Annotated in this window: 16 protein-coding genes; 7 read left to right on the top strand and 9 right to left on the bottom strand. The window is 66.8% G+C overall.

The features are described 5' to 3' along the window. Positions 1-138: 138 nt before the first annotated feature. The 7 genes from FV220_RS00520 to FV220_RS00490 all read right to left on the bottom strand — a co-directional run bounded on the left by FV220_RS00520 (position 139) and on the right by FV220_RS00490 (position 6870). On the bottom strand, positions 139-324 hold the full coding sequence (locus tag FV220_RS00520) for a twin transmembrane helix small protein (RefSeq protein ID WP_018042666.1): 186 nt from the start codon (positions 322-324) through the stop codon (positions 139-141). Between the two features lie 99 nt (positions 325-423). Continuing rightward, positions 424-3054 carry a TIGR02302 family protein gene (locus FV220_RS00515; protein ID WP_187273286.1) on the bottom strand — a complete coding sequence of 877 codons (2631 nt, stop codon included), beginning with the start codon at positions 3052-3054 and terminating at the stop codon, positions 424-426. A gap of 114 nt (positions 3055-3168) precedes the next feature. After that, positions 3169-4443 (bottom strand): diaminopimelate decarboxylase, encoded by a 1275-nt coding sequence (lysA, locus tag FV220_RS00510; protein ID WP_056144296.1) that lies wholly within the window; start codon positions 4441-4443, stop codon positions 3169-3171. A gap of 76 nt (positions 4444-4519) precedes the next feature. Further along, entirely contained in the window at positions 4520-4828 is a 309-nt protein-coding gene (locus FV220_RS00505) for a hypothetical protein (RefSeq protein ID WP_018042669.1), read from the bottom strand. A gap of 113 nt (positions 4829-4941) precedes the next feature. Continuing rightward, the gene (locus tag FV220_RS00500; protein WP_018042670.1) at positions 4942-5214 is read right to left on the bottom strand and encodes a hypothetical protein; all 273 of its coding nucleotides are present in this window, start codon (positions 5212-5214) and stop codon (positions 4942-4944) included. Positions 5215-5372: 158 nt separating this feature from the next. Next, on the bottom strand, positions 5373-6095 hold the full coding sequence (locus tag FV220_RS00495) for a hypothetical protein (protein WP_147828989.1): 723 nt from the start codon (positions 6093-6095) through the stop codon (positions 5373-5375). Positions 6096-6237: 142 nt separating this feature from the next. Next, complete coding sequence (locus FV220_RS00490) at positions 6238-6870, bottom strand: DUF1134 domain-containing protein (RefSeq protein WP_187273285.1); 633 nt, start codon at positions 6868-6870, stop codon at positions 6238-6240. 135 nt (positions 6871-7005) lie between these two features. Here FV220_RS00490 and FV220_RS00485 point away from each other — a divergent pair, with 135 nt between their 5' ends. Next, the gene (locus tag FV220_RS00485) at positions 7006-7482 is read left to right on the top strand and encodes a YHS domain-containing (seleno)protein (RefSeq protein ID WP_244973542.1); all 477 of its coding nucleotides are present in this window, start codon (positions 7006-7008) and stop codon (positions 7480-7482) included. Positions 7483-7492: 10 nt separating this feature from the next. Here the strand turns inward: FV220_RS00485 and FV220_RS00480 are convergent, their stop codons facing one another. Next, entirely contained in the window at positions 7493-8362 is an 870-nt protein-coding gene (locus FV220_RS00480) for a 3'(2'),5'-bisphosphate nucleotidase CysQ (protein ID WP_147828983.1), read from the bottom strand. Between the two features lie 192 nt (positions 8363-8554). On the opposite strand from FV220_RS00480, the gene FV220_RS00475 reads away from it, so the two are divergent. From FV220_RS00475 to FV220_RS00450, 6 genes are all read left to right on the top strand, one after another. Beyond that, positions 8555-9289 (top strand): histidine phosphotransferase family protein, encoded by a 735-nt coding sequence (locus tag FV220_RS00475; RefSeq protein ID WP_147828981.1) that lies wholly within the window; start codon positions 8555-8557, stop codon positions 9287-9289. Between the two features lie 144 nt (positions 9290-9433). Then, entirely contained in the window at positions 9434-12148 is a 2715-nt protein-coding gene (locus FV220_RS00470; RefSeq protein WP_147828979.1) for a hybrid sensor histidine kinase/response regulator, read from the top strand. 38 nt (positions 12149-12186) lie between these two features. Beyond that, entirely contained in the window at positions 12187-12675 is a 489-nt protein-coding gene (locus FV220_RS00465) for a chemotaxis protein CheW (RefSeq protein ID WP_026175731.1), read from the top strand. 23 nt (positions 12676-12698) lie between these two features. Then, complete coding sequence (locus tag FV220_RS00460; RefSeq protein WP_018042678.1) at positions 12699-13082, top strand: response regulator; 384 nt, start codon at positions 12699-12701, stop codon at positions 13080-13082. Between the two features lie 80 nt (positions 13083-13162). Then, positions 13163-14332 carry a chemotaxis-specific protein-glutamate methyltransferase CheB gene (gene cheB, locus FV220_RS00455; RefSeq protein ID WP_018042679.1) on the top strand — a complete coding sequence of 390 codons (1170 nt, stop codon included), beginning with the start codon at positions 13163-13165 and terminating at the stop codon, positions 14330-14332. Next, the gene (locus FV220_RS00450; RefSeq protein WP_147828977.1) at positions 14329-15204 is read left to right on the top strand and encodes a protein-glutamate O-methyltransferase CheR; all 876 of its coding nucleotides are present in this window, start codon (positions 14329-14331) and stop codon (positions 15202-15204) included. The genes cheB and FV220_RS00450 overlap by 4 nt, the downstream gene beginning before the upstream one ends. Positions 15205-15608: 404 nt before the next feature. Here FV220_RS00450 and FV220_RS00445 read toward each other — a convergent pair whose 3' ends face one another. Further along, positions 15609-16310 (bottom strand): response regulator transcription factor CtrA, encoded by a 702-nt coding sequence (locus tag FV220_RS00445; protein ID WP_018042682.1) that lies wholly within the window; start codon positions 16308-16310, stop codon positions 15609-15611. Between the last annotated feature and the right edge of the window lie 116 nt (positions 16311-16426).

The raw sequence follows: 16426 nt of genomic DNA, 5'->3' as shown, positions 1-16426 counted from the left end.
GGATCCAAAGTGAACGGAACCTTCCTACCACGCGGAAATACGCTGGCGGCAGTCCGACGGCTCAGTAATCCCGCCTCGTCATCGTGTTAGATCGCGTGTGAGGCCCGTCCGCCACACTCACCGAGATGTGATCGTGGCTCAGGCGGAGCGCCACCACACCACGCCCATGATGAAGACGATCGCCACAAACTGCAGCAATACGCGCAGACGCATGAGGCGTTGGGACGTGTTGGCGCTGCCGCCGCGCATCATGTTGACGAGGCCGAGCAACAGCACGACGGCCACGGCGAGACAGGCGACGAGGACGAGGGAGTTGGAGGACATGACGGCTCGGGCTCGGAACGCGGGGACGAAGCCCATATGGCTCCGATGCTACCCTAGCCCATAGGGCAGGGCATCGCACCCGATGAACGGATGCGCTCCTCAGTTTCGCCGGAGCAGTCGCTCGAAATAGTCGAGCTCTTCTCTCGGCCGGCTCGGATCGCCGAGCTTGCGGCGCAACTCCTCCATGATCCGGCGCGTGCGCTGGACCGCGGATTCGTCGGCGGTCGGAACCTTGCCACGTCCGTCGGAGAGGTCGCGGCCCTTCGTGGGACGGCCGAGCGGATCGTCGTCGCGATTGCCGGCCTGCCCCTGCTGACTGGGGTTCTCGCCGCCCTCCTGCTCGCCCTCGCCTTCACCCTCGCCCTGGGCCATCTCCTCCATCTGCTTCTGCATCCCGTCGGCCCCGCGCTTGAGGCCATCGAGGGCGCGGCCCTGAGCGTCGACGGCATCGCCTTCCTTGCCCTCGCCGAGGGCGCCTTCGGCGTCGCGCATCGCCTCCTCGGCGTCGGCGAGGCCTTCCTCGCCCTGCATCCCGAGCTCCTTCATCCGCTTCTGCAGATCCTCGAGCCGCTGGCGCAGGGCCTGCTGGCGTTCGCCGGCGCCGCCCTGGCCCTGCTCGCCTTTCTGGCCCTTCTGACCCTTTTGGCCTTGCTGCCCTTGCTCTCCGCCCTGCTGGCCCTGATCGCCATTCTGCTGCTGCCCCTGCTGGCCGCGCTGGGGCTTCTGGCCCTGCTTCTGCCCGGGCTGCTGGCCGCGCTTGTTCTGGCCGTCCTTGAAAGTCTCGTCGCGGAGCGCCTGCTGCTCGCGGGACATCTTGTCGAGTTCCTCGGCCTGCTTGCTCATCTCACGGCCATTCGGGTCGGATTTAGCTCCCGGCTCGGCTGTCTGAAGATTTTCGAGGATGCTGCGAAGCTCTTCGAGCAGGCGTTGCGCCTCGGCGGTGTCGCCGCGCTTCATCGCCTCTTCCATGTCCTTCAGCATCTTGTTCAGATCGTCCGGAGTGACGGTCTTGGCGTTCTGCTGCGACTTGCCCTTCTCGCCCTGCTGCTGAGGCTGCTTCTGCTGGCGCTCGGCCATCTGCTTCATGAACTTGTCGAGGGCCTGTTTCAGGTCCTCCGTCAGCTTCTTGATCTCCTCGTCCGGCGCGTTGCGCTCGATGGCGTCCTTCAGCTTGTCCTGTGCGGCGCGCAGGCTCTTCTCCGCGTCGGACAGATCGCCGTCCTCGATCTTGAGCGCCATCTCCCACAACAGGTCGGCGACCTCGACGAGGGCTTCGTCGGTCCGCGCAGCTTTGAGCCGGCGGGATGCGGTGCGCAGCCCGAGGAAGATCGACGGCTGCGGTGTGAACTGGTCCGGCGCGATCATCAGCGCGTCGAGGGCGGTCTGCACCCGGCGCCGACTTTCGTCGGGAGCGGTGACGAGGCGTCGGCGCTCTTCTGCCAAGGCGCGCGCCAGAGGCTCGCGGAACGGCCGCGCCGGCAACGTGATCTCCGCCGTCTCGGTCCGCCCCTCCTGGCCGGCCTCGTCCTTGACCACGAGGGTGAGGCGGACACGCGCGCCGGACCATGGGTTGTCGGTCAGATCCACCAGCGTCTTCGTGTCGGTGTCCCCGCTCACATCGGAAGGCAGGGCGAGTGGCATCTTCGGCACCGGAACCAGGGAGCGCGCGCCGGCCAGGGGCTCGATGATCCCGTCGGCCGAGCCAATGCCGTAATCGTCCTTGGCTCGGTAGGTCAGGTTGAAGGTACCGCGTGCATTCACCTCCAGGCCGCCGATACGCCTGACTTCCGGGGCGAGATCGGGGATGGTCTCGACGATGAGATGCTGCGTGGGCGCCGAGCCCGCGGCGATGACGAGATCGGCGGTGCCACCGACGAGCTGGAAGCGGTCCTCACGGAGGTCCGGACGCGCTTCCTTGCCAGGCATTGGCTTGAAACCGGCATTCGGGGTCAGCACGACATCGCCCTGGCCGGCGATCCGGACGATCAGCGTCGCGTTCACCGGTGCGCGCAGGCGCTGCTCGGTGCCGTTCATGGTGACGACGAGGGGCGGAAGCCGGGTGTAGAGCGGCGGATCGATCCAGGCATCCACCCGAAAGCTCGGTGCAGGGCCGGCGGCCTCGTGCCAGTCGAAGGCGCTGCCGATGCGCTGGCGCCATTCCGGGCCGGCGACGAACAGGCTGGCGACCGCCGCCACGACGAGCCCCGCACGCAGGGCGAAGGGGTCTCGGCGCGGCATACCCGGACGCGGTAGGCCGACGTTCAATCGTGCCACCGCCTCGGCCGCACGGCGCTGGTGCAGGGCCCAGAGAGCCTGTGTCGCCGGATCTGTCGTCCCGACGGCGAGCGTATCCTCGATGGCGGAAGCGGGATTGTGGGACAGGCTGGAATTGCCCGCAGCGGCATCGCGGTCGAGCCGCGCGAGGGCATCCCGGCGGCTCGGGCGGGAAAGCCGGATCAAGGGAACCAGCGCGGCGAGGAGTGCGACGGCGAAAGCGGAAAGCCCCGAGATCCGCCAGATCGGTGGCAGATCGAGCCAGAGCCCCAGCCATGAGACCGCCAGGAAGGCGAGGATCACGGCGAGCCCCCGCCAGAGCAGGGGCCATGCCCGCTCCCACAGCCCGGCGGCCTGCGATCGCGACACGAGCCGATCGAGCCGGCTTCGCGCGGCCGGCGGCTTCGGGGTCGTCATCTGGCTCGCACCGGAGGTCGTCGCGTCGGCCTCGTCCATTCTGCTGGGCTCCCGAGGCGGTGAGTGCTCGCCGCATCCCGCGCTGTCAGCCTAGCATGGTGGCGGCGCACGGCGATCGGGTCAAATCGGCCCACCCGCATCGCGGGCGCGCGGCTATTCCGACCGCAGCCAGTCGGGCACGCGGTCGAGGCCGATGAGGTCGTCGTAGGTCTGGCGCGGCCGGACGATGGCCGCACGGTCGCCGCTCACCAGAACCTCGGCCACGAGGCGGCGCGTATTGTAGGTTCCGGCCTGGACAGCCCCGTAGGCGCCCGCCGTCATCACGGCGACGAGGTCGCCCGGTGCGACATCGGGAATGTCGCGGCCCAGCGCGATGTAATCGCCGCTCTCGCAGACCGGTCCGACCACATCGGCGACGAGGCGTGGGGCGTCGGCACCGGGCTCGATGACCGGACGGAGGGCGTGGTAGGCCTCGTAGAGCGTCGGGCGGATGAGGTCGTTCATCGCCGCGTCGACGATGACGAAGGTCCGGCCCTCCGTGCGCTTCACGTAGAGGACGCGGGTGACCAGGATGCCGGCATTGCCGGCGATCATGCGGCCGATCTCGAAGACAGGGCGCAGGCCGAGGGACCGATAGTGAGGGCGCAGGATCTCCGCCAGGGCGGCGGGCTCCGGGGGAGGGGCGTTGTCCTCGCGATAGGGAATGCCGAGGCCACCGCCGAAGTCGATGTGATGCAGGGGGTGACCCTGCGCCATCAGGCTGCGCGCCAGTTCCGCCAACAGCCCGGCCGCATGGGCGAAGGGCGCGAGATCGGTGATCTGACTGCCGATATGCATGTCGACGCCGGACACCGCGATCCCCGGCAGCGACGCCGCGCGGGCATAGACATCGGCCGCGCGCCCGATGGGGATGCCGAACTTGTTCTCGGATTTTCCGGTGGAGATCTTGGCGTGGGTTCCGGCATCCACGTCCGGGTTGACCCGGACGGAGACCGGAGCGGTCGCGCCAAGAGAAGAGGCCACCTCGGACAGGGTTTCGAGCTCGGGCTCGCTCTCCACGTTGAAGCAGTAGATGCCGGCATGCAGCGCCGCCGCCATCTCCTCGCGGGTCTTGCCCACGCCGGAGAACACGATCCGCTGCGGATCGACGCCGGCGGCAAGGGCGCGGCGCAACTCGCCCTCGGAGACGATGTCCATCCCCGCGCCGAGACGCGCCAGCGTGGTGAGCACCGCCTGGTTCGAATTCGCCTTCATCGCGTAGCAGACGAGGGCGTCGTCCCCGGCGAAGGCCTCGGCGAAGACGCGGTAATGCCGCTCGAGCGTCGCGGTGGAGTAGCAGTAGAACGGGGTACCGACCTCCGCGGCCAGGCCGGTCAGATCGACATCCTCGGCCGCCAGCAGGCCGTCGCGATAATGGAAATGGTGCATCGACGGGCCTTGGGACGCGGATCCTGAAACGCGGATTTGAAAAGGAGAGCGCGGCGGTCGGCCCGCCGGCGATCCTCTACAGCAGCGGATCGAGGATGAAGGGCTGTTTGGGAATGGTGTAGCCGCGCTTGACGCCCTTCGATGTCTGCACGGGCGCTTCCTTGATCGCCTGAGGCGTGCCGGAAATCGCCGAGGGGTCGAGATCGTCGCCGTCGGCCACGGCGGTGGAATCCGCCACCGGGGACGATCCGAGCCCGACTCCGGAGGATTGCACCGGTGCCCGCGTATCGGGGGCCTGCAGGGCACCGCGTCGGCCGCAGCCGGAGCCGGCCAGGGACACGCAGCCCAGAACGAGGAGCAACGTCAGTCGGGAACGAAACAACATCAACGTGGGTCCGGAGCCTCGGGCGTCGGCATCATAGCCGTTGCGTCCCGCTGATGCGAGCGCAACGGCCACGCTTTGTGCTGCCTGAGGCACCGGGGCCTCAATGAAGGGGATCAGCCCTTCTTGCCGCCCGTCTTCTCGTAGGCGTCGATAGCGCGGCGGCAATTCTCGGACAGCTTGGTCCAGTTGGTCTGGAAGCACTTGTCCACCGCCGGATCGTCGGGAGAGAGGTTGCCGCAATAGGTGAGGTAATCGCCGGTGCAATACTTCTTGAGCGTCTCGTTGCCCCGCTTCGTCTGGGGAGCGGCTTGGGCGAAGGCCGCCGCCGACGAGAACACGGACACTGTCACGAGTGCGAGGGCAAGCGAAGTCATCTTGGAAGTCATAGGGAACGCGATCCGTCTCAGACAGTGAGGATGTAACGAACCCGATGATGCCTTTGCATGGTCGAAACAAGGCACGCCGGTGGTCATCCCATGAAGACGCGGCTTCTACGCCACTCCTCCGGCCGCCTGCAACGGCCCTCTCTCCACCCGCGGGTAAATCAGACGGGTTCGGTCTGTTTCACCGGAATCGAACCGGCCTGCGAGCCCGGCATGGCGAAAACATCGACGGACGGAAGCCGGTTCTGTCGCAGCAGCGAATCCGCCACCTCGACGATGCGCTGGCGAAGGGCGGCGATCTCAGCGTCGGGAGACGCCTTTGCCGTGCGCAGGGCCTCACATTCGGCGAGGAGCGCCGAGTAGCGCTCCTGTAGGTCCTGCCCCGCCTCGTCGTCGGCTGGCGCGTCAGCCTGCGCCGCTCGCGCCTCGCGCAGGGCGTGGAGATCGTCGAGGAGATCGCGATGGGCGTTCTCGAGAACTTCGAGCGTGGCGAGGCTGAGGGTTCCCTCCGCGCGGGCGGTGGCGAGGTCGCGCTCGACTCCGTCCAGGTTCGCCCGCGTCGATGCCAGGGCGGCATCCCGCTCCTCCACGTTCCGCGACAGGGCGGCGATCTCAAGGGTCCGCGCGCCGATGGCCGCCATATCCGCATGGCGGCTGGCGCGCGCCGCTTCCACCTTCCGCTCGAGGCGGCGCTGGGTGACGGCGAACCGCGCGCGCAGATAATCCTTCTCGGCGGCGATTTCGGAGGCAGAAAGGGGAACGAGGCCTTCGAGCCGGCGCTTGGCCAGGCGGGTCGCCCGGGCGTTGACGGCCGGCAGGACCATGAGGGCGCACAGGCTCGCCGCGAGGAAGCCGAGCGCGAAGATCATCACGGTTTCGATCACGCGGGAATGCTCTTCCTAGCCCCTGGCGCGGTCGGAAAAACCGCGACGCGCATGTCTTTAGACCATTTCCCCCAGGCGAGACCAATCCTTTGACGGGTTAGAGACGAACCGCCGCCGGCCGAGGCCCACGAGTCGGGTCGGATCAGAAGGGGTTCCAGGTCGGCTTCGACGTGAATTTCAGATAGCCGACATTGATCCCCAGGCGCGCACCGACGCCGGTCCTGATCGGCACCACCACCATTCCGTCATTCGTCACGGCGGTCATCCCGAACCCGCCGATGAAATAGGCGGAGCCGTCGACCCCGGCAAAACGCCGGTAGAGGCCGGAGACCGAGGGCATGTTGTAGAGAAGCATCATCGTGCGATCGCCGTCGCCGCCGAGGTCGAACCCGATGGACGGACCCTGCCAGTAGATCCGGCGCTGCCCGGCATTGCGTGTATAGAGTGTGCCTTCGCCGTAGCGGACGCCGCCGACGATGGCGCCGGACGCTTCCTGCCCGAGGATGTAGCCGTTGGGCTCGCCCCAGCGCCGGGTCGCCTCTTCCACGGTGAGGGCGAGACCCCGCGACATCGAGCCGAAGAACTTATGCCCGTTATCCACGATCTCGGCGGGCCGGAACCGTCCGGGGGGCGGCTCGTCGAAGGCCAGGGCCGGAGCTACGGGCGCCGCGATGAGCAGGGCGACCGCGGCTGCACCGAGGATGAGAGCGCGGCGCCGGGCTGTCAGCGGCGAGGGCTCGCCCGATGCGGCGAGGGGGTTCGAAGGATCTGTCATCCGGAGCACCATGTTCGCCCATCACAAGGTTCGACATCCGTCCCGTTCGCCGACATTCTCCTGGCCGGATTTGTCCGAGCCGGGACAAGCGGAGGCACGAGCCCGCGTAGCGCCGATTAGAGCATGAAGTACCGCATGATAGGGTTAACGCGCCGTAACCTTGCAGGAATCGCACTGGCATCGTGCCTCGTCGCACCTCGTGCCTCCTTCGCGCGGCCAGGACTCATCGCCCTCGATGGGTTCGACGCGGTCAGCTATTTCCTCGATCCCGAGGGACAGCCGGTACCGGGCAAACCGGCCTTCGAATGGGATTGGAAAGGTCGGACCTGGCGTTTCTCGCGCCCGGGAAACCTGGCGGCCTTCCGCGATGCGCCCTCCGCCTATGCGCCGCGTCTGTCCGGCTACGATCCGATCGGGGTGCTCGATGGCCGGATCGTGGACACGGACCCGCAGATCTTCGCGATCCTGGCCGGTCCGGCGGGGGAGGGTCTCTACCTGTTCCGCAATCGGGAACACCGTTCGAGGGTCGTCGCGTCACCGGCCATCGTCGCGGCGGCGGAAGAGAAATGGCCGGCCCTGCGCAAGCTCACCGAGGATGGCGCGCCACCCTGAGAAGGCTTTCTCACACCCGAGGCGTTGTCTGCGCGGCAGATCCCTGGCGGACCGTGTTCAGGCTCGGCCCGCGATCGGGCAGGCCGAGGCGGCCCGTATAGCTCGGATCTCCGAGGGCCGCGAAAGGGCCGTTACGGTAGAAAATGCCGTAATGGCCATAGGTGATCTCACGCCCCGACGACACGATGACGCAGCCGCCGGCGGTGGTCAGCACATGGTCTCCGGCGGCGGTGTCCCATTCCATGGTCGGGCCGCAGCGCACATAGATGTCGGCCTCGCCGGACGCGATGAGGCAGAATTTCAGGGCCGATGCGACGCCGCGCCTCTGGCCGATGGGAAGTCCCGCGAGGCAGGCCTCCGTCTCGGTATCGCCGTGGCGCCGGCTGACCAGGGCGACGAGTCCGTCCTCCGGCACCTTCCTGACCCGGATCGCATTCCGCGTCGTCGGTCGCCCGCGATGGATCACCGCCTCGAAGGCCGTGGCGCCGGCCCCCCAAACGCGGCCGATGCCCGGACCCGCCACGGCCGATGCGACCGGCCTGTTCCCTTCGATCAGGCAGATATTGACGCTGTAATCCGGGTTTCCGGCCAGAAAATCGCGCGTGCCGTCCAGAGGGTCGACCAGAAAGAACAAGTCGGCCGGCGGCAGGTCGTGAGTGGATTCCTCGGAGACGATGGGGATCGTCGGGTAGCGCTGCCTCAGGGCATCGAAGATCAGCTTTTCGGATGCGATGTCGGCGACGCTCGACGGAGTCCCGTCCGGCTTGATCACGTGCGCGCAGTCGCCACCATGATGTCGTCGGAGGATGTCGCCGGCTTCGCAGGCGATGTCGGTCAATGTCGTCGCGATGCTGTCGCGCATCCGCGGATCGAGGGGCATAGGAAAGTCTTGCCTTGCGAGCCGCGCCTTGTCGACTCTAGAGTCGGCTCCGAAGCGGACTACGCACTCCTCGCGTCGCTTTTCAAAGCATCCTGTGCCGTCTATCGGTGCCGCCCTCGGTTGGTTTCATCTCTCGAAGCCGACGGACCGGCCGCATCCGCGGCCCCTTCATTGCCCTGTGCGGAGAGCACGATGACCCCCGTCGATCTCGATTCCCTCGATCTCTCCGCGCTGCTTTGCTCGCGCGTCTGCCACGACGTCATCAGCCCGGTCGGCGCCATCGTGAACGGGCTCGAAGTCCTAGAAGACGAGAGCGACACCTCGATGCGGGAATTCGCCCTCGAACTGATCGGCAAGAGCGCGAAGCAGGCCTCGGCACGGCTGCAATTCGCCCGCATCGCGTTCGGCGCCGCCGGATCCGCGGGCGCGTCGATCGACCTGGCCGATGCCGAGAAAGTCTCGCGCGGGATGTTCGGCGACGAGAAGACCCAACTGGCCTGGAGCGCACCGCAGGCGCTCTATCCGAAGAACAAGGTCAAGCTCCTCCTTAACCTCGTGATGATCGCCACCACCACCATTCCCCGTGGCGGCCGGATCGACGTGGTCGTCAGCGGCGACGGAGAGGCCCCCTCCATCGTCATCACATCGAAGGGGTCGCACGCCCGAATCCCCGCCCATGTGGAGGATCTGATCGCGGGAACGCCGGAGAACGGCGCGGTGGACGCCCACAGCATCCTGCCGTTCTATGCTGGGCTCGTGGCCCGCGCGGCCGCGATGAACGTCCGCTTCGGAATCGAGGGCGACGAAGTGACGATCCGCGCCGAGCCGGTGGCCGCCACCGTCGCACCGGCTGCGGCACCCGCCGGGCGCCCCCTGGAGGATACGCGCCCCTCCGACAGCGAGCCGCCCGAGACGTCGCTCGCCTGATCGCCGGAACGACCGTCGCGGCAGGCTGGATCAAATCCTGCCGCGACCTGTGAATTTGTCTCTCTCTCGAAACTCTTCACTAACCTGTCGGCCTCAAGGTGGAACTCGCACAAACCTAGTGCGCGTCTGGACCGAGTGCCTCTAATGGATGACTTGCTGCGTGAGTTTCTGACCGAGAGCGCAGAGCATCTCGATACCGTGGACGCCGAGCTCGTCCGCTTCGAGCAGGATCCCAACAACCAGACGATCCTCCGAAACATTTTCCGCCTCGTCCACACGATCAAGGGGACGTGCGGCTTCCTCGGCCTGCCGCGCCTCGAAGCGCTGGCGCATGCGGCCGAGACGCTGATGGGCCAGTTCCGCGACGGCATGCCGGTGAGCAGCCCCGCCGTCAGTCTCATCCTCGTGACGCTGGACAGGCTCAAGCAGATCCTCGGCGATCTCGAAATCACCGGCACCGAGCCGACCGGCAACGACGACGACCTGATCAACGCCCTCGATGCGATGTCGGCCGCCCCGTTCGTAGCGCCGGCCCCGGTGGTCGAAACGAAACTCCCCGACCCCGTCGTTCGTGAGCTGAAGCCCGGCGAAGTCTCCCTCGACGATCTTGAGCGCGCCTTCCTCGAAGCCGAAGGTCCCGACCTGTCGGAGCCGCTCCCCCTGGAGCCGGCACCCGTCGCCATGGCCGAACCGAAGCAGCCGGAATTCACAGCTCCCGAGTTCGAACCTGCGTCGCTCGCCGAGGATTCGTCCTCCAAGGGCGCCAACCGGAAGAACGGGTCGGACGCTCCCTCCGGAGAATCCGAGGGCGGAGCCTCGAAGGTTCAGAGCATCCGCGTCAACGTCGACACGCTCGAACACCTCATGACGATGGTGTCCGAGCTGGTGCTGACCCGCAACCAGCTCCTCGAGATCGCCCGCCGCCACGACGACTCGACCTACAAGGTCCCCCTGCAGCGCCTCAGCCACGTGACGGCCGAGCTGCAGGAAGGCGTCATGAAGACGCGCATGCAGCCGATCGGCAACGCCTGGCAGAAGCTGCCCCGCGTGGTTCGCGACCTCTCGTCGGAACTCGGCAAGCAGATCGAGCTCATCATGAGCGGCGCCGAGACCGAGCTCGACCGTCAGGTGCTCGAGGTCATCAAGGACCCGCTCACCCACATGGTGCGCAATTCGGCCGATCACGGCATCGAATCCACCGCCGACCGGAAGGCGGCGGGCAAGCCTGCCCGCGGCACGATCCGTCTGGCCGCCTATCACGAGGGTGGCACGATCACGATCGAGATCGCCGATGACGGCAAGGGCCTCGATCTCGCCGCCATCCGCCGCAAGGCCGTGGAGCGCAACGTCGCGAGCCAGAGCGACATCGACAAGATGACCGACGCCCAGGTGGCGAAGTTCATCTTCCATCCCGGCTTCTCCACCGCGAAGGCGGTCACTTCCGTCTCCGGCCGCGGCGTCGGCATGGATGTGGTGAAGACCAATATCGAGCTGATCGGCGGTGTCATCGACATCAACACGCAGCTCGGCCGCGGCACCACCTTCACCATCAAGATCCCGCTGACCCTGGCGATCATCGCCGCCCTCATCGTCAAGGCCGGCGACCTTCGCTACGCCGTGCCGCAGGTGGCCGTGCTGGAACTCGTGCGCGTCGACAAGGCCACCGCCCAGAAGGTGGAGCGCATCAACGGCTCGCCGGTGCTGCGCCTGCGCGAGCGCCTTCTGCCGATCGTGACCCTCACCGGGGTGCTGGGTCAGAAGGAGAATGCCGAGAGCATCGATTCCGGTTTCGTGGTGGTCGCACAGGTCGGTCGCCAGCGCTTCGGCATCCTGGTGGACGAAGTCTTCCACACGGAAGAGATCGTCGTGAAGCCGATGTCGTCCAAGCTGCGCCACCTGCCGCTCTTCGCCGGCAACACCATTCTCGGCGATGGCGCGGTGGTCCTGATCGTCGATCCCAACGGTATCGCCCGTCAGGTCAGCCAGGGCACGCAGACGGGCGCCATCCCGGTTGATGCCGAGCCGGAGGAGACCGATGCCGCCGACGCCAAGGCGACGCTGCTGGTGTTCAAGGGCGGCGGAGGCAGCTTCAAGGCGGTGCCGCTCTCGCTCGTGACACGGCTCGAGGAAATCGAGGCGAGCAAGATCGAGTGGGTCGGCGGACGCCCGCTGATCCAGTACCGTGGCCGGCTCATGCCGCTGGTCCCGGCCGATCAGTCGATCGAGATCAGGAGCGAGGGGACACAGGCCCTGGTGGTATTCTCGGACGGCGAACGGGCCATGGGCCTCGTGGTCGACGAGATCATCGACATCGTCGAGGAGCGTCTCGACGTGGAGATCGCAGCCGAGCGTTCGGACCTCATCGGTTCGGCGGTCCTGCGCGGCCGCGCCACCGAGATCATCAACATCGCCCACTTCCTTCCGCTGGCCTATGACGACTGGGCCCGGGGCGCGCACAAGCCCGAGAAGCGCAATGCGACGCTGCTTCTCGTGGACGATTCGGCCTTCTTCCGCGACATGCTCAGCCCGGTCCTGAAGGCCGCCGGCTACAACGTGATCACCGCCGGAAGCGCGGAAGCCGCCCTCACCACGCTGATGGCCAACGGTCGTATCGACGTGGTGGTGTGCGACCTGGAAATGCCGGGCCGAAACGGCTTCGACCTAGTCGCCGCCATGCGGAAGGGTGACGAGCGTCTCTCCCAGCTACCGGTCATCGGCCTCTCCGGCACTGTCGGCGTCGACGCCATCGAACGGGCTCGCTCCCTCTCGATCCTCGATCTGGTGGCGAAGTTCGACCGCAGCGGGCTGATTTCGGCCCTCGGCGAAGTCGACATCGTCAGCCTTCCCAAAGCCGCCTGAACTTGGCCCTCGAACGAGATCGGACAATCTGAGCCATGATGCAGGCCGCCAACAGCAACAAGGGCGTCGAGAACGGCGCCATCACCGACTTCATCACGGTCTTCGTCGCCGACACCATGTTCGGCCTCGCCATCGACCGGGTTCACGACGTCTTCATCCCCGCCGGGGTGACGCCCGTACCGCTGGCTCCGCCGGAGATCGTCGGTCTTCTCAACCTGCGCGGACGCGTGGTCACGGCCCTTTGCCTGCGCCGCCGTCTCGGTCTCCCGGATCGTGCCGACGATAGCCAGAAGATGGCGATCGGGCTCGAGCAGGGCGGAGAAACCTTCGCCCTCGTGGTCGACGGTGTCGGCGAGGTGCTGAAGCTGGGAGGCGACACGCACGAGCCGGTGCCGATCAACCTCGATTCCCGCTGGCGGAATCTCTCCCTCGGTGTGCACCGCCTCGATGGCCGGCTCCTCGTCATCCTCGATGTCGATGCGCTTCTCGCCTTCGGAACGCAGCGCGACATCGCTGGCGCCGCCTGACCTTCGAGATCGAGGACAGCCCCATGAAAAACTGTCTCGTCGTCGACGATTCCGCCGTCATCCGGAAGGTCGCGCGGCGCATCCTCGAGACCATGAATTTCAAGGTCGGTGAAGCCGAGGACGGCGCCAAGGCCCTCACGGCCTGCATCGAAGCGATGCCCGACGTGATCCTGCTCGACTGGAACATGCCGACCATGGACGGCTACGAGTTCCTCCGTGCCCTGCGCCAGACCCCCGGCGGGATGGTGCCGAAGGTTTTGTTCTGCACCACGGAGAACGACGTCGGCGCCATCGCCAGGGCCCTGCATGCCGGCGCCGACGAGTACATCATGAAGCCCTTCGACCGCGACATCGTCACGGCCAAGCTCGAACAGGTGGGTTTCGGCCAGGAGGCCGACGCCGCCTGACACGGAAGGCGGCGTGGGTCTCTGGTCTCGCAGGATCGTCGCTGAATCATCCCCGTCATCACGACGAAGCGTAGAGTTCCATGGCCGCTGCCGCCTCCGTTCCAGTCTTCGCTCCCTCCGCGGGAGGCACCGCGAACAACGCCGCTCGTGTGCGCGTCATGATCGCCGACGATTCGGCTGTCGTTCGCGGCCTCGTCGCCCGATGGATCGGCGAGGCGGGATTCGAGGTGGTGGCGACCGCCTCCAACGGCCGGATCGCACTGGACTCCATGGCGCGCACCGATCCCGACGTGGTGCTCCTCGACATCGACATGCCGGAACTCGACGGGACGCAGGCCCTGCCTCTGATTCTCGCCAAGAGCCCGGGCGTCCAGGTCGTCATGATGTCGACGCTGACGACGCGCAACGCCGACATCTCCCTGCGATGTCTCGCCCTCGGCGCCGTCGACTACCTCGCGAAGCCGGAGAGCAATCGCGGCGTCACCACCTCGGACACGTTCCGCGTCGAACTGATCGAGCGAGTCCGCGTGTTCGGAGCCGCCCGTGCCCGGCGACGACCGCATGCGGCTCCGGCTGCGGTGGGAGCGGTCCACATCGCCCCGGCGCCGGCTCAACGACCGGCGACGCCGTTCGTCCTACGCCCGAAGGCCCGCACCGGGATCCCGCCGCGCTGCCTCCTCATCGGTTCCTCCACGGGCGGCCCGCGCGCGGTCGGCGAAGTACTGGAGAAGATCGGCAGCGCCACCCTGCGCCAGTTCCCGGTGCTGATCGTCCAGCACATGCCCCCGGTCTTCACGGCAGTCTTCGCCGAACATCTCGGTGCCAGAGTCGGCCTGCCGGCCGCGGAAGGGAAGCCCGACGAGCGTATCCAGCCGGGCCGCATCTACGTGGCGCCGGGGGGCCGCCATATGGGCCTGCAGGGAAGCCGGAACGACCTCTCGATCCGGCTCGACGACGGACCGGTCGTGAATTTCTGCCGGCCCGCGGTGGACGTGCTGTTCCACGATGCCGCCGCCCTCTACGGCGCGGCGGCCCTCGCCGTGATCCTCACCGGAATGGGATCGGACGGGACCAACGGCGCGCGCTCCCTCACGGATGCCGGTGCGCCCGTGCTCGCCCAGGACGAGGCGACCAGCACCGTCTGGGGCATGCCCGGCAGCGTCGCAAAGGCGGGCCTCGCCCAGGCCGTCCTGCCGCTCGGTGAGCTCGGATCGGCACTCCGCAACCTCCTGACGGGGCATGGCGCATGACCGACCTCGAGTTCGACTTCCTGCGCGGCTACCTCAAGATGCGCTCGGGCCTCGCCCTCAGCGCCGAGAAGCGCTACCTCATCGAAAGCCGGCTCACGCCGGTTTGCCGCCGCTTCAATCTCGCGACCCTCCACGATCTCGTCACCATGCTGAAGGCATCACGCGACCAGAGCCTGGAACGCGCGGTGGTCGAGGCGATGACCACGAACGAGACCTTCTTCTTCCGCGACCGCGTCCCCTTCGACCTGTTCCGGGACGTGCTGCTGCCGGAAGCCCTGGTCCGCCGTGCGGCCCAGCGCCGCCTGCGGATCTGGTGCGCGGCGTCCTCCACGGGCCAGGAGCCGTATTCCCTGGCCATGCTGATCCAGGACGCGGCGCCGCGCCTCGCCGGATGGCAGGTGGACATCGTTGCCACCGACCTGTCCACCGAGGTGCTGGAGAAGGCCAAGGCCGGCCTCTACAGCCATTTCGAGGTCCAGCGTGGCCTGCCGGTGCAATCCCTGCTGAAGCATTTCGAGCAGGTGGGCGAGCAATGGCGGATCTCCGCGAGCCTGCGCCAGATGGTGGATTTCCGCCCCCTGAACCTGCTGCATCCATTCGATTCGCTCGGGACGTTCGACATCATCTATTGCCGCAACGTGCTGATCTATTTCGACGCGCCGACGAAGGGCGACGTCTTGGGACGTCTCAGTTCCAGCCTGACCCCGGACGGCGTCGTCCTTCTGGGCGCCGCCGAGACGGTCATCGGTCTCACCGACCGGCTCGTACCGCACCCGCAGCATCGCGGGCTCTACGGCCAGGCGCCAAGCGCCGCACGGCCGGGCCTGACCACGCAGCCGCCGCTTCCGCTGCGGAAAGTGGTCGGGCTGTAATCGCCGGCCGGCCGTTGCCGGCCGGTCCGGGACGCAGGAGAGAGCGTCCGAGCAAATTCGTATCGGCGCGACAACGCTCGCCTCTCGTCTGGCCCTTTCAAGAGGGGCCGGACCTCTGGCTCCAAACCAGTGCCCGCTTGCGCGAATCCCGCTCATACCATTTGTCGACGAGCCTGAGTCGTCGAGGTCCGTCCACGGGACTGCGAAGCCGCATACGTCCGCCGAACCTCACCACCTCTGACACCTCACTCGCCCCTGACATATGGGTTGGGGTCACTACGCCACTGGGCGTCCTCGCGCCGCGTGTCGTCGCACAGAGATCGATGTCCCGCTTCGTTTGGCCATCGCCCAACAAAAAAGCCCCGCTCCCGCGAGGCCTTTTTCGAGTTCCGAAGCGAGGAGGATCAGACGGCGATGCGCTCTTCGCCTTCGTTGGGCTCGCGCAGCACGTAGCCGCGTCCCCAGACGGTCTCGATGTAGTTCTTGCCGGAGGAGGCGTTGGCGAGCTTCTTGCGCAGCTTGCAGATGAAGACGTCGATGATCTTCAGCTCAGGCTCGTCCATGCCGCCATAGAGGTGGTTGAGGAACATCTCCTTCGTCAGGGTCGTGCCCTTCCGCAGCGAGAGAAGCTCCAGCATCTGATATTCTTTGCCGGTGAGATGGACCCGGCTGCCGGTCACCTCGACGGTCTTCTGATCGAGATTCACGATCAGATCACCGGTGGTGATGACCGACTGGGCGTGGCCCTTCGAGCGGCGGACGATCGCGTGAATGCGAGCGACCAGCTCATCCTTATGGAAAGGTTTGGTGAGGTAGTCATCGGCTCCGAAGCCGAGGCCCTTCACCTTGTCCTCGATGCCGGCCATGCCGGAGAGGATCAGGATCGGCGTCTTGACCTTCGCCACGCGCAGGTTGCGCAGCACCTCGTAGCCCGACATGTCGGGAAGGTTCAGGTCGAGAAGGATGATATCGTAGTCGTAGAGCTTGCCGAGGTCGATTCCTTCCTCGCCGAGATCCGTCGTGTAGGTGTTGAAGCTCTCCGACTTGAGCATCAGTTCGATGCTCTGCGCGGTCGCGCTGTCGTCTTCGATCAGAAGTACCCGCATCGTCGGTCCCCAGCCCAGCCGGCCGTATTCAGCGTTCGGGCAAGCCCCCGCCGTTCGTCCACCACCGGCCCGTGGCGGACGCTCCCTCGTCATAGACGTGAAACGCTAATGGTTAA

Source organism: Methylobacterium sp. WL19, from assembly GCF_008040005.1.
Classification (GTDB): Bacteria; Pseudomonadota; Alphaproteobacteria; order Rhizobiales; family Beijerinckiaceae; genus Methylobacterium; species Methylobacterium bullatum.
The sequence above is the reverse complement of the archived record's forward strand: the minus strand, read 5'-3'. Positions and strand labels throughout refer to the sequence as shown.

Bases quoted from the DNA above. Each gene is read 5' to 3' on its own strand.
- FV220_RS00490 (WP_187273285.1), bottom strand. From the start codon at position 6,870: ATGACAGATCCTTCGAACCCCCTCGCCGCATCGGGCGAGCCCTCGCCG.
- FV220_RS00445 (WP_018042682.1), bottom strand. From the start codon at position 16,310: ATGCGGGTACTTCTGATCGAAGACGACAGCGCGACCGCGCAGAGCATC.
- FV220_RS00465 (WP_026175731.1), top strand. From the start codon at position 12,187: ATGCAGGCCGCCAACAGCAACAAGGGCGTCGAGAACGGCGCCATCACC.
- cheB (WP_018042679.1), top strand. From the start codon at position 13,163: ATGGCCGCTGCCGCCTCCGTTCCAGTCTTCGCTCCCTCCGCGGGAGGC.
- FV220_RS00520 (WP_018042666.1), bottom strand. From the start codon at position 324: ATGTCCTCCAACTCCCTCGTCCTCGTCGCCTGTCTCGCCGTGGCCGTC.
- FV220_RS00515 (WP_187273286.1), bottom strand. From the start codon at position 3,054: ATGGACGAGGCCGACGCGACGACCTCCGGTGCGAGCCAGATGACGACC.
- lysA (WP_056144296.1), bottom strand. From the start codon at position 4,443: ATGCACCATTTCCATTATCGCGACGGCCTGCTGGCGGCCGAGGATGTC.
- FV220_RS00480 (WP_147828983.1), bottom strand. From the start codon at position 8,362: ATGCCCCTCGATCCGCGGATGCGCGACAGCATCGCGACGACATTGACC.
- FV220_RS00450 (WP_147828977.1), top strand. From the start codon at position 14,329: ATGACCGACCTCGAGTTCGACTTCCTGCGCGGCTACCTCAAGATGCGC.
- FV220_RS00505 (WP_018042669.1), bottom strand. From the start codon at position 4,828: ATGTTGTTTCGTTCCCGACTGACGTTGCTCCTCGTTCTGGGCTGCGTG.
- FV220_RS00475 (WP_147828981.1), top strand. From the start codon at position 8,555: ATGACCCCCGTCGATCTCGATTCCCTCGATCTCTCCGCGCTGCTTTGC.
- FV220_RS00470 (WP_147828979.1), top strand. From the start codon at position 9,434: ATGGATGACTTGCTGCGTGAGTTTCTGACCGAGAGCGCAGAGCATCTC.
- FV220_RS00500 (WP_018042670.1), bottom strand. From the start codon at position 5,214: ATGACTTCCAAGATGACTTCGCTTGCCCTCGCACTCGTGACAGTGTCC.
- FV220_RS00485 (WP_244973542.1), top strand. From the start codon at position 7,006: ATGATAGGGTTAACGCGCCGTAACCTTGCAGGAATCGCACTGGCATCG.
- FV220_RS00460 (WP_018042678.1), top strand. From the start codon at position 12,699: ATGAAAAACTGTCTCGTCGTCGACGATTCCGCCGTCATCCGGAAGGTC.